The organism is Micromonospora tarapacensis (genome assembly GCF_019697375.1).
Lineage (GTDB): Bacteria > Actinomycetota > Actinomycetes > Mycobacteriales > Micromonosporaceae > Micromonospora > Micromonospora tarapacensis.
In genome coordinates, this window is record NZ_JAHCDI010000004.1 from 2,571,361 (window position 1) to 2,583,536 (window position 12,176).

The 12,176-nt window shown below is 72.6% G+C and carries 8 protein-coding genes and 2 pseudogenes; 2 read left to right on the forward strand and 8 right to left on the reverse strand.

Annotated elements, in window-relative coordinates; all coding sequences use genetic code 11:
* Window positions 1-11 precede the first annotated feature (11 nt).
* The 5 genes and pseudogenes from KIF24_RS17605 to KIF24_RS35110 all read right to left on the reverse strand — a co-directional run bounded on the left by KIF24_RS17605 (window position 12) and on the right by KIF24_RS35110 (window position 5,541).
* On the reverse strand, window positions 12-1,229 hold the full coding sequence (locus KIF24_RS17605) for an MFS transporter (RefSeq protein ID WP_221084986.1): 1,218 nt from the start codon (window positions 1,227-1,229) through the stop codon (window positions 12-14).
* The gene (locus tag KIF24_RS17610; protein WP_221084987.1) at window positions 1,220-2,455 is read right to left on the reverse strand and encodes an ATP-grasp domain-containing protein; all 1,236 of its coding nucleotides are present in this window, start codon (window positions 2,453-2,455) and stop codon (window positions 1,220-1,222) included. The genes KIF24_RS17605 and KIF24_RS17610 overlap by 10 nt, the downstream gene beginning before the upstream one ends.
* A 202-nt stretch (window positions 2,456-2,657) precedes the next feature.
* Window positions 2,658-3,263, reverse strand: a pseudogene (locus KIF24_RS17615) (B3/B4 domain-containing protein); the annotation flags it as partial.
* A 135-nt stretch (window positions 3,264-3,398) separates the two neighbouring features.
* On the reverse strand, window positions 3,399-3,983 hold the full coding sequence (locus tag KIF24_RS17620) for an anthranilate synthase component II (protein ID WP_221084988.1): 585 nt from the start codon (window positions 3,981-3,983) through the stop codon (window positions 3,399-3,401).
* Window positions 3,980-5,541, reverse strand: a pseudogene (locus KIF24_RS35110) (anthranilate synthase component I family protein). The gene KIF24_RS17620 and the pseudogene KIF24_RS35110 overlap by 4 nt, the downstream one beginning before the upstream one ends.
* Before the next feature lie 268 nt (window positions 5,542-5,809).
* Here KIF24_RS35110 and pdxR point away from each other — a divergent pair.
* Window positions 5,810-7,216, forward strand: a complete 1,407-nt coding sequence (gene pdxR / locus KIF24_RS17630) for a MocR-like pyridoxine biosynthesis transcription factor PdxR (protein ID WP_221084989.1) — start codon at window positions 5,810-5,812, stop codon at window positions 7,214-7,216.
* 311 nt (window positions 7,217-7,527) lie between these two features.
* Here pdxR and KIF24_RS17635 read toward each other — a convergent pair whose 3' ends face one another.
* Complete coding sequence (locus KIF24_RS17635; protein ID WP_221084990.1) at window positions 7,528-9,114, reverse strand: serine/threonine-protein kinase; 1,587 nt, start codon at window positions 9,112-9,114, stop codon at window positions 7,528-7,530.
* A 244-nt stretch (window positions 9,115-9,358) separates the two neighbouring features.
* Between KIF24_RS17635 and KIF24_RS17640 the strand changes: the two genes are divergently transcribed.
* Window positions 9,359-9,793 carry a hypothetical protein gene (locus tag KIF24_RS17640; protein WP_221084991.1) on the forward strand — a complete coding sequence of 145 codons (435 nt, stop codon included), beginning with the start codon at window positions 9,359-9,361 and terminating at the stop codon, window positions 9,791-9,793.
* Between the two features lie 23 nt (window positions 9,794-9,816).
* Here KIF24_RS17640 and KIF24_RS17645 read toward each other — a convergent pair whose 3' ends face one another.
* Both KIF24_RS17645 and KIF24_RS17650 read right to left on the reverse strand, forming a co-directional pair.
* The gene (locus tag KIF24_RS17645) at window positions 9,817-10,332 is read right to left on the reverse strand and encodes a DUF421 domain-containing protein (RefSeq protein ID WP_221084992.1); all 516 of its coding nucleotides are present in this window, start codon (window positions 10,330-10,332) and stop codon (window positions 9,817-9,819) included.
* A 137-nt stretch (window positions 10,333-10,469) separates the two neighbouring features.
* Entirely contained in the window at window positions 10,470-12,056 is a 1,587-nt protein-coding gene (locus tag KIF24_RS17650) for a peptide chain release factor 3 (protein WP_331461179.1), read from the reverse strand.
* Window positions 12,057-12,176 lie beyond the last annotated feature (120 nt).

Sequence of the window (12,176 nt, forward strand, 5' to 3'; positions counted from 1 at the left end):
TTCGAGGGTGGTCAGGGACGGGTGGTGGCCAGTTCGGTGGGCGCGGGCCGGGTCGGGGCGGGCGGCCGTATCCGCAGCACCGCGAACAAGGCGACGCCGACCACCGGGGTCAGCAGCAGCAGGTAGAACACGGGCTGGTGCCCCTGGGCCTGCCAGACGAGGCCGAGGCCCAGCGGCACGACCAGGCGGGCCGCGCTGAGCACGAAGCCGTTGAGGGCCATGAAGCCACTCACCCGGCTCTGCTCGACGTGGTCGGCGATGTAGGTGGGCACCACCACCGAGGCGATGATCTCCCCCAGGGTCCACACCACCGTGGACAGCAGCACGGCCGGCAGCGAGAAGGCGAAGACCAGGATGGCCATCCCGGCGGACCAGAGCAGGCCGGCGACGATGAGCAGGGTCCGGGTCGGGTACGCCTTGATCCGCCGCTCGATCAGGATGCCGGCGGCCACCACGACCAGGCTGTTGATCGTGTAGACCGCCCCGACCACCGCCACCGACGACGCCAGCACGCCGGTCACCGCCAGGGGCAGGGTGTACTCCAGGCCGATCAGTGGCGCCACGAAGCAGAACGAGACCACCACGACCACGGCCACGTCGAGGTCCCGCCGTAGCCCGATCCGGCCGGTCGTGCCGTGGGTGGTCGCCGCCGGGCGGCGGGTGTCCGCCGGCACGCAGAGCCGGATGGTGACCGCCGCGACCACACCGAGCAGGATGTTCCCGGCGAACATCAGGTGGTACGAGTAGGCCGCCGCCAGCCCGCCGAGCAGCGGGCCGACCCCCATGCCGAGGTTGTTGGCGATGTAACTGACCGTGTACGCGAAGGGCCGCTGTTCCGGTTCGGTCAGGTCGGCGATGAGCGTGTTGGCCGCCGGGGCGAACATCCCCATCCCGACCAGCGCGACGAACAGCAGCACCGCGTACGTCCACGGCGGACCGTCGATCACGGCCAGGCCGAGGTAGCCGGCCGCGTTGAGCAGCAGGCTGGACACCAACGCCGCGCGGCGGCCGGCTCGGGCGCAGACGGGAGCGCTGAGCAGGCTGCCGGCCAGCAGCCCGGTGCTGCCCACGGAGATCAGCGCACCGGCCTGACCGACACTCAGCTGCCGGCTCTGCACCAGATAGACCGCGAGCAGGGGAAAGACGAACATCCCGGCCCGGTTGATGAAGGACGCGAGGAGCAGCATCCGCAGCGGGCGCGGCAGTGCCCGGAAGCGACTCAGCCACATGGCGTTTCCTCGACCGGCTCGGTGCGCACCTCGAACATGTCCCGGATGGCCTTGAACCGGGCGCGTACGTCGTCGAAGTCGCGGCCCGCACAGACGTACCAGCCGAGGACGTCGTTGGACGCGGTCGGTGGGGCGAGCACGTCCCCGGCGCTCTTCCACACGTCCGCGTCGAGCACCGAGTCGAACGTCCGCAGTTCGTCCGCGCCGGTGATCGCGGTGATCCGGCCGAACCGCTCGGAGCAGAGATATTCGGTGCCGATCTCCGGCCCGAGTGGAGCGGCCGGGACGTGCCGGGCGTCGAGTTCCAGGCGGCACCACTCACCCGCGAGGTTGATCCCCCGTCCGGCCTCGATGGCGGGAACGATCGAACCGCCACCGGCCCGCGCCGCCGCCTCGCCGAACACCACCGCACCGTCGTCGCGGAGGAAGAACTCCACGTGCGCGACGCCGGTGCGCATCCCGAAGCCGCGCAGCACGGCGGCGTTCGCCGCCAGGATCTGTCGCTCCGCCGAGGTGAGGTCGTGCTTGCGGGATATCGTGCCGCCCGGCTCGGCGCGGAACTCCAGGACCGAGTACGTGTAACGGGAGAGCTGGTCGAAGACCGTGACGCCGTCTCGCAGCAGCGAGTCGACGTGGTATTCGACGCCCCGGACGTACTCCTCGACCCGGTAGTCGTGCCGGCTGTCGGCGACCAGCGGCCAGACCCGCGCCAACTCGTCGGTCGAGTCGACCCGGTGGGTGTCGCCGCAGGCCCACCCGGAGTACGGCTTGACCACCACCGGCCAGCCCACCTCGGTGGCGAACTCCTCGACGGCGCCGCGGGTGTCGGGCCGGCAGGATCTGGCCACCGTCAGACCCAGCTCGGTGGCGCGCCGGTGCATGACGTTCTTGTCGCGGAAGGTCAGCGCCTGCTCCGGATCGAGACCCGGGATGCCGTGGTCCCGCCGGCAGAACGCGGCGGTCAGCACGTCACCCTCGAAGAGCGGGAAGATCCTTTCCACCGGATGCGCGGCGACGATCGCCGTGACGGCGGACCGGACGGCCTCCCGGTCGTCGAGGTCGGCGTGGTAGCAGCTCATGCCGGCTGCCTCGGCGGCCGGCTGCCCGACGGGCAGCAGCACCACGGGGGTCACCCCGAGGTCGGTGGCCGCCGCCACCACGCTGCGGAACTGGGCGGCGTAACGGCCGGCCGCGGGCCGGTAGACGACGAGGATCGCGCGACTCATCGACGGCTCCCCAGGTGGCTGCCGGCGGAGCCGGCCCGGCCTGCGCGCCGGCCGGGGCCGCGGCGGACAGCACCGTGCTCGTCGTGCCGGCGTCGAGCACCGCCGAGGACGCGACGTGCGGCCCGCCGGGCAGGTCGTCCAGCGCGGCACCGAGCAGCGACATCGCGGCCTCGACGTCCGCACGGCCGCCCGGATGGGCTGCCTCCACGGTGAGCAGCAGCCGGTGCCGGCCCAGGTCGGTCCGCACCAGGTGGCCCTGGCGCCAGTTCCAGCGCCGCGAGTGGGCCCGGCCGTCGGCGTCGGCGTAGATCACCTCGCCCGGCTCCGGCAGCTCCGGCGCGTCCGGGGCGCCGAGCGGCAGGTAGGTCTCGGTGCCGTCGGCGGGGCGGACGACGAGGCCGGCGAGGCCGGCGACCGAGCACGAGGCCACCGGCAGCGCCGCGTCCAGCGAGATCGCGTTGCAGAGGTCGACCAGGGAGTTGATCCGGGGCAGCCGGTCCCCCCGGACCACCCGGCGGGCGATCGACTCGGCGGCGCAGGGGAACCGGTTCGGGTTGACCCCGACCGCCTGGTACGCCGCCCGCCACGCGGCGATCTGTGGCACCTGGGCCACCCCGGCCTTGTCCAGGCCGGCCCCGTGCAGCGCGTCCTCCGCCGCGTTCAGCAGCGCCGCCGTGGCCGGATCCGCCGGCACGACCTGCACCGGCGGTACGGCGATCAGGCCGAGGACGTACACCGGCACGGCTGTCAGCACCCGGTCGTCGATGCCGACCTCGATGGTGTCCGCACCGTCTCTAAGCTGGGTCATCGTGATCCTCGTGGAGTTCGGTCATCGGAATCGGGTCGACTTTACGCAGCGGGCCGATCACGGGTTGTAGCCAATTCCGAGGGTTCCGGTCAGACCAATCCGGGCCGGCCTGCCCGCTGCCCACCGCCACCACCATCAGGTCGGCAGCACGGTGGGCACGCCGCGCAGAAAGTTGTCGAACAGCCGAAGTCCGTCCTCGGTCATCACGCTCTCCGGATGGAACTGCACCCCCTCGACGGGCAGGGTGCGGTGGCGCGCCGCCATCACGTAGCCGTCGTCGGTGGATCTCGCGGTGACCTCCAGCGCGGCCGGCACGGGATCGGCGACGATGAGCGAGTGGTAGCGGGTGACGGTCAGCGGTGCCGGCGCTCCGGCGAAGACGCCGCGCCCGTCGTGCTCGGTCACACTGGTCTTGCCGTGCATGAGGTGCCGGGCGACCGAGATGGTGCCGCCGTAGGCCAGGCCGATGGCCTGGTGGCCCAGGCAGACGCCGAGGAGCGGGATCCGGCCGGCGAAGGCGTGCACCAGCTGGACGTGACCGGATTCGGCGGGATGCCCCGGTCCGGGGCCCAGGACCACCGCGTCCGGTCGCAGGGCGGCGAGTTGGTCGCTGGTCCGGCTCCGGGAGCGGACCACCACGGTGTGCGCGCCGAGGGTGCGTAGGTACTGGTCGATGATGTGGGTGAAGCTGTCGTACGCGTCGACGAGCAGGATCCTCACGGCAGCAGCTCCGCACCGGTCAGGGCCCAGTAGGTGGCGCTCATCTTGGCCAGGGTCTCCCGCCACTCGGCGGTGGGCGTGGAGTCGGCGACCACCCCGGCGGATGCCTGCGTGCGGTAGCGGGGGCCGTCCTGCACGACGGTGCGGATGCAGAGCGCGAGGACCGCGAAGCCGCGTACGTCGACCAGGCCGGTGGACCCGGCGTAGACGCCACGGGGCTGGTCCTCCAGGCCATCGATGATCTCCATCGATCGTAGTTTGGGTGCTCCGGTCATGGTGCCGGCCGGGAAGGCCGCGCAGATCGCCGCCCAGACGTCCGTGCCGGCGGCGAGCCGCCCGGAGACGGTGGAGACCAGATGGTGCACGTACGCGAAGGCCTCCGGCTCAAGCATCGTGTCGACACTGAGGGTGCCCGGCACGCAGACCCGGCCGATGTCGTTGCGGCACAGGTCGACGAGCATGACGTGCTCCGCCCGCTCCTTCTCGCTGGCCAACAGGTCCGCCACCTGCTGCCGGTCGGCCGCCGGGTCCGCGGCCCGGGGGCGGTGCCGGCGATCGGGCGCATCGAGATCCGGCCACCGCCGATGCGGAGGAAGAGTTCCGGGCTGGCGCCAATGATGGTGCGACCGGCCCAGGGTGCCAGGTACATGTACGGCGACGGGCTGCGGTGCCGCAACCGCCGGTAGACCTCCAGCGGCGTGAGCTGGCTCTCGACCTCGATCCGGTGGCCGATCTGGATCTGGTAGCTGTCTCCGACCTCGATGTGCCGTAGGCACTGCTTGACCCGGGCGGCGAAGGTCTCCTCGTCCAGGCTGTCCCGGACCAGCGTCGGCGCCGGGGCGGACGGCACCTCGTCGTGGTCTCCACGAAGCCCGGCGACCAGTTCGGCGGCCGGCGGCACCGGCTCGTGCGGCAGGTGCGGGCCGGTGCTGCTGAGTTGGTGGACGGTGCCGGCGCGGAGGTCCCACCAGACGGTGTGCCGGTACAGCGCGAGCGTGCAGCGCGGGATGTCGTCGACCACCCGCTCGACGGTGAGCTCGTCCATGTCGCGGGCGGCTTCGTAGGCGAGGGTGGTGAGGAAGCCGAAGGCGAAGCTGTCGGCGTCCGCGGTGGTTTCCACCGCGAACGCCCGCTGCACGGCCCGCACCGCGGCCCACACCTCGGACGGGCCGGCGAGGGGCCACCGGCGTTGGTCGCCACCACGCTGGAGCGGCTCACCCAGGACGGCGTCGAGCACGGCGGCGAGGGCCTCGCCGAGCGCGCCGCCGGCGGTCAGTTCCAGCCGGTCGGCGATGACTCGCAGCTCGGCGAGGCGTCCCCAGCCCACCGCGGCGGCACGCCGGTCCCGGGCCGGCCCGTCCAGGCTTTCAAACAGATAAATGTCGTCCTGAACGCGATTCTTGGACAAAGCCGTGTAGAGCGCCAAGGGATCGATAGACGGCAGTGTGATAGTTGTCACATCAATCGGAATCGTGCCCGCCCGCGGCGTGCCGCCCTCCGCCAAGGAATGAGAATAGGCAGGACGTTCGCCCAACCCGGCCGACGACGCGACCACCATGAAGCCTCCCCTGAGCAGCTCGATTCGCGCACCCACCGACACCGACCCCAGCGCCCAAAACGGCAGGTCGAGCCCTCCCTCACAACGAATAACCACATCAACCGCGCCGACGCTCGTCGCCGCACAGCGCCCGCCCGCGTCCTCAATGGGCGGGCACGGAAAGATTGCCCGATTCGCTGACGGTCGAGCAGTTGCACGACCGGGAAACACTTTCGCCAGGCGCGGACCACTCTGTCCATACCACTTCGACGATCGCGGAGGGGACCACTTGGCATGGCATCTAAGTCTGTCAATTGATCGCGATTCCCAGGAAACCCTGGCGACGCAGCTCCGCAGCGCTGTACGGCGGCAGATCGAGGAGGGCGCGCTGCGCGCGGGCACCCGGGTACCGTCGAGCCGCCGGCTCGCCGTGGATCTGGGCGTGTCCCGCAGTGTGGTGGTCGAGGCGTACGAGCAGCTCTGCGCCGAGGGTTATCTGATCTCCCGGCGCGGTTCCGGCACCCTGGTCGCCGCGGCGGCCCGTGCCGAGGTCGGCTCCGCGCTCACCCCCGACGACCAGGCGCCCGCCGCCGAGGTCGTGGACCTGCGCACCGGCGGCTCCGACACGTCCGCCTTTCCACGCCAGGACTGGATCCGCTGCGTCAGCTCGGTGGTCGGCTCGGCCGGCCGGCGGGAGCTGGGCTACGGACCTCCGTCCGGACTACCACCGGTCCGGCACACCCTCGTCGGCTACCTCGGCCGGGTACGCGCCGTCCGCACCCGACCCGAGCACCTCATGATCACCTCCGGGTTCGCCCAGGGGCTGGCGATGCTCTGTCGCGTGCTGCGCGACACCGGCCACGACCGGGTGGGCGTGGAGGACCCGGGGCATCCCGGCGAGTGGACGTTCATCGCCGACGCCGGTCTGTGCCCGGTCGGCATCGCAGTGGACGGCGACGGCATCCGCGTCGACGAGCTGGCCGCCAGCGGTGTCCGAGCCGTGCTGACCACACCGGCCAGCCAGTTCCCGACCGGAGCCGTGCTCAGCGCCGAGCGTCGGGAGCAACTCGTCGGATGGGCCCGGACAGTGGACGGGTACATCATCGAGGACGACTTCAACGCCGGGTGCGTGGCACCGGCCCAGCGGATGCCGGCCCTGCAGAGCCTCGCCCCCGACCGCGTCGTCTACGCCAGCAGCGCCAGCAAGGTCCTCGCCCCGGCCCTGCGGCTCGGCTGGGTCGCCACCCCACCCGAGCTGACCGGACCGGTCGAACGGGTCCGCGCCGGCTGGGACATCGGCTGCTCCGGGCTCGAACAGCTCACCTTCGCCCGACTGGTCGACACCGGCGCGTTCGATCGGCATCTGCGCCGGCTGCGCGCCGAGTTCCAGCGGCGCCGGCAGGCCGTGCACCACTTCGTCACCCGGCGCCTGCCCGGCGTCACCGTGTCCGGCCGGGACAGCGGACCACAGACGTACCTGGTGCTCCCGCCGGATTGCGCCGAGGAGGCGCTGGTCCAGGCCGTCCGGCGCCGCTCGGTACTGGTGCGGGGTGGTCGCTTCTACGCCCTGCGGGACGACGACCGGCCGCCGGCGTTGGTGGTCGGCCATGCCGGGGTGCCCGCCGCGGAACTGGGCCGGGGTCTGGCCGCGATCGCGGCCGCCTACCGCGACGTCACCGAGCGCAGTGGCGCCTGACGTCCGCCGGTGGTGCCGGCGTTCGACTGCCGGCCGGACCGCCGCTCGACCCGGTCGGAAACCGCTGTCCCCTCGACCTTGGCCGCCACCTCACGACAGCGAATCGGCCGGTGTCGCCGGCACGGTGGGCGACGTCCGGGCCGGGGTGCCCGGTGGGGCCGACGGGCTGGGGCCCGCCGCCTCGGACGGGTCGGGCGTCGGCGGGTCGGTGGTCGGCTCCGCGGTGTCCGGCGGCGTCGTCGGGGTGGCCGGCGCGGACGGGCTCGACGTCACCGGCGGGCTCGACGTGACCGGCGCGGACGGGCTCGACGTCACCGGCGGGCTCGACGTGACCGGCGCGCTGGACGGTGCCGGCGGGCTCGACGTGGCCGGCGCCGATGTCGCTGGCCCACCCGACGGCGTCGGCGACGGTCCGTCGCCGGTGCGGGAGTCCGGTTGATCCGGCCCGCGGTCGCCCGCGGGGTGCGTTCCGCCGCCGGCGGGTCCGTCCGTCGCCCACGGCTCGGCTCCGTCTCCGCTGCCGCCTCGGCGGTCTCGGAGGGCAGGACGGACGTCCGGACGTGCGTATCGGCACGTTCGCAGGCGACACCGGCGAGGCTGAACCGGCCCGGTGCCTCGTGTCCGCCGGTCTCCACCCGGCCGTGCAGGGTTGCCGTCACGTCCGCTCCCGGCGTCGGTGGCTCGGCGAGACGGAGGGTCACCTGCCGTTCGTCGTGCGCCCAACCGGCACCTCGGACGTCGAGGAGTCGCTGGCTGGCCGGCAGGGTGAAGGTCAGTGCCCGGGCACCGGTCTCCGGGCGCCCGGCGTCCGTCACGCTGATCCGGGCGGTGAACCGACCGTCGGCCGCCTGCTGCGCCTGGTACCGGACCGTGCAGCCGGCCTCGGCCGGCGGCGGGTCGGCCGGGCCCTCGTCGGCGGCGACCAGGCCCGGCAGGACCGCGGCGAGCGCGGCAGCCGCCGCGGCGGGCGCGACGAGCAACAGACCGCGACGCCGGGCGGCGGCCGGACGGGCGGTGGCCTTCGGTGGGGCGACTCGGGCGGGCCGGGTGGGACCCGGGACGGTACGGGTGGGCCCGGTGGCCCGGCTGGTCCCGGACGGCTCGGTCACGGCGGCGGCCACGGTCTCCGCCGCCAGCGCGTCCGCCAGGTCGCCCGCACCGGGGCGCGCAGCCGGATCGGTCGCCAGACACCGCCGGATCAGCTCCGTGTGGGACGCGGGCAGTCCGGTGAGGACGGGCACGGGCACCGGTTCGTGCGGTGCCCGTTCCGGAACCCGACCGGTGAGGCACTCGGCGAGGACGACGCCGAGGGCGAACACGTCACCCGACGGTGCCGCCTCCACCCCGACGGCCTGCTCCGGCGGCAGATAGGCCGGAGTGCCCCAGACCAGCCCGTCCGGGTCCGCCGGGTCGTCGCCCGCCCGGGCCGCGATGCCGAAGTCGACCACCTTGACACCGTTCGGGGTGAGCATGATGTTGCCGGGCTTGACGTCACGATGAACGATGCCGTGCTGGTGCGCGGCGGCGAGGGCTGCGGCGACCTGGTGTCCGATCCGCAGCGTCTCGTCCGGTGGCAGCGGGCCGGCGGCACGGAGCCGAGCGCCCAGCGTCGACCCGGCGACGAACTCCATCACCAGAAACGGGGTCGGTGTGCGGGCCAGCTGCCGCTGCTCGCCGTAGTCGTAGACCCGGGCGACGCCGGGGTGGTCCAGCCGCGCGGCGGCCAGTGCCTCGCGACGGATGCGCTCCCGGGCCGCGAGATCGCCCAGCAGTGGAGCCGACAACAGCTTCACCGCGACGACCCGCTGCAACCGCAGGTCGTAGCCGCGCCAGACGGTCGCCATGCCACCCCGGCCGACCGGTTCGTCGAGCCGGTAACGCCGTCGCAGAATTCGCACGAGCCGACCCTCCCGATCCGGTCACGCCCCCAGGTCGAGGCACCTCGCCGGCGGATCGTGTCGCGCCCGCCGCCCCGGTCACTATCGCGCTACCCCCCGTCCGGGTGAAAAAAACCTGGTCGAGGAGTTGGTAGGGCCCGAGCCCGCGATGTCACGCGACCGTCACACATTCGCGCGGCGGCCGTCATTCCCCAGGGCATGTCTAACCGACAGAGACACCGCGCCGGGCGACGAGGAGGAGGCGATGAGCATGACGAGCCAGCGCGACATCCGGTGGGCGGCGGTCGCCACCGGGCTGGCGGCCGTTCTGGTCGCCACCGGTTGCACCCACGACCCGGCACCCGAACCGCCGCCCCGGCCGGCCAGCACGAGCCCGCCCAGCACGCTCGCCCGGGTCGAGGTCGGCGACCGGCTGACGGTGACCGCGACCGTCGAACGGATCGTCGGCGACGAAGCCCTCGTCGTGCGGGACGTCGACCTGACCGACGGCACCCTTCTCGTGCTGGCCCGGCAGGCCGTCGAGGCGTCCCCACCACAGCTGGTCACCGTCGAGGGCACCGTCGTCCGCTTCTCGTACGGCGACCTCGCGGCCCGCCATCGCCTGACCGACCGGGACGCGTACCACCCGTTCGAGGGGCAGAAGGCGCTCACCGCCAGCCAGGTGACCGTGTGGCGGTGACGGGAGATCATCCTTGTTGCGGGCTACCGCTCCTCGTCGAGCACGTCGGCCAGGCTGCTGCCGTCACCGAGCCGACTGCGGGTGATGACGCTGAGACTGCCATCGGTCTCCAGCACCACTGCCGCCAGACCGGTGAGATCGCCCGCGCCCCGGCTGCGGGCGGCCTGCCGGATCTCGCTCTCCGCGACACGGGTGCGCCGCATGGTCCCGCACCGGAGCCGGCCATCGCGCAGCAGCATCGTCGGCCGGGCCTTGAGCAGTCGCTGTGACGGCGGCCAACGCACGGCCAGCAGGGCCACCACGTACTGCAACGCCACCAGCAGGGCCAGCGCCAGGATCCCTTCCAGCAGCGACACGTCCCGCGACAGCAGGCTCGTCGCCAGGGTCGAGCCCAGCGCCACCGTGACCACGAAGTCGAACGCGTTGAGCTTGGACAGGGTCCGCTTTCCGGACACTCTCAGGATCAGCACCAACACCGGATAGACGAGCACCGCGACGACGAGCAGCCGGAGCAGGTCGGCCGGGTTGTTCAGCAGCATCCCCCGGACGTACCCGGGCACCCGGGCGGTGAACCGGCGTCCCAGTGGCCGATCCTGTTCACCGCCGGGACGCCGGCCGTGGCGTACCGCCCCGCCGCGACGGGCCTGAACCGGAAGCGCACCGCGCGACGGACGGCCTATCCGGCGGCCAGGAGGGGTTCGAGAGTCAGGCCGGGCTGGCGGTCGGCGATGGACCGCATCCGCCAACCGCTGGTGAACAGGGCGAGCCGCACGCCGTCGCGGACGCGGGTGAGCACTTCGGCGTCGGGAACGGCGCGTAGTCGTTCCTCGCCGGCGGGGTCGGTGCGGCGGGCCACCTGGTAGGGCAGGTGCTCCAACCGGGCGGTGACGCCGAACTCGGCCTGGAGGCGGGCGACCGCGACCTCGAACTGCATCGGCCCGACGGCGGCGAGGACGGGGGCCTGTTCGCCGCGACGGTCGGAGCGCAGGACCTGGACGACACCCTCGGCGTCGAGTTGCTCGACGCCCCGGCGGAAGCGCTTGAAGGTGGCGGTGTCTGCCGCGCTGAGCACGGCGAAGTGCTCGGGGACGAAGGACGGCAGCGGCGGGAACGTCACGGCCGGGCCCTCGTGCAGGGTGTCGCCGATACCGAGGGCGGTGGCGTTGACCAGCCCGATCACGTCACCGGGATATGCCTGGTCGATGGTCTCCCGGCTGGCGCCGAACATCTGCTGGGCGTACTTGGTGGCGAAGGGCCGGCCGGTGCCCGCGTGGGTGACGGTCATGCCCCGGGCGAACCGGCCCGAACAGATCCGGACGAAGGCGACCTGGTCACGGTGGGCCTTGTTCATGTTGGCCTGGATCTTGAAGACGAAACCGGCGAAAGGCGCGTCGACGGGTCGCGGTGTGCCGGTGACGTCCGGACGGGGACCCGCCGCGGGGGCATGGGCGGCGAGGACGTCGAGCAGGTGCCGCACGCCGAAGTTGGCGACCGCCGCGCCGAACAGGACGGGTGTGCTGGTGGCGGCGGCGAAGGCGGCCTGGTCGTGGTCGGCGCCGGTGAGGGCGAGCAGGTCGAGTTCCTCGACGGCGCGCTCCCAGTCCTGGCCGTGGCGTCGCGCCGCCTCCCGCGGGTCGAGGTGTTCCTCGATGGCGGCGGTGGCACCACCGGGGGTACGACGGAAGGCGGTCATCTGACCGGTACGACGGTCGACGACGCCGTGGAACTGCCCGGCGATACCCACCGGCCAGGTGACCGGAGTCGGCCGCAGCTTGATCCGTTGTTCGATCTCGTCGAGCAACCCGAGAGGCTCCCGGCCCGGACGGTCCCACTTGTTGATGAAGGTGATCACGGGAATCCGGCGGGCACGGCAGACCTCGAACAGTTTCAGCGTCTGCGGCTCCAGACCCTTCGCGGCGTCGAGGAGCATCACCGCACAGTCCACCGCGGTCAGCACCCGGTAGGTGTCCTCCGAGAAATCGGCGTGACCGGGGGTGTCGAGCAGGTTGACGACCAGGTCCCGGTAGGCGAACTGTAGGACCGCGGACGTGATCGAGATGCCGCGCTGCTGCTCCATGGCCATCCAGTCGGAGACCACACCCTTACGGCCCGCCTTGCCGTGCACCGCACCGGCCTCCCCGATCACCTGCGCGTGCAACGCCAGCGCCTCGGTGATCGTGGACTTCCCGGCATCGGGGTGGGAGATCACCGCGAACGTGCGCCGCCGAGCCGCCTCAGCGGCGACCACGGTCGCAGACTCCACCACCGGCACCCGTCCCACCTCTTTCTCGCTGGATCTTCCAGACTACCGTTGCGAGGGTTGCTCAGCTCGGACGGTGTGCAGGCGGAAGCCACCCTGGCTGCGGGTTTCGGCACCTCGCCG

Coding starts and splice junctions, on each gene's coding strand:
- KIF24_RS17640 (WP_221084991.1), top strand. CDS start 9,359: ATGAGCATGACGAGCCAGCGCGACATCCGGTGGGCGGCGGTCGCCACC.
- KIF24_RS17645 (WP_221084992.1), bottom strand. CDS start 10,332: ATGCTGCTGAACAACCCGGCCGACCTGCTCCGGCTGCTCGTCGTCGCG.
- KIF24_RS17605 (WP_221084986.1), bottom strand. CDS start 1,229: ATGTGGCTGAGTCGCTTCCGGGCACTGCCGCGCCCGCTGCGGATGCTG.
- KIF24_RS17610 (WP_221084987.1), bottom strand. CDS start 2,455: ATGAGTCGCGCGATCCTCGTCGTCTACCGGCCCGCGGCCGGCCGTTAC.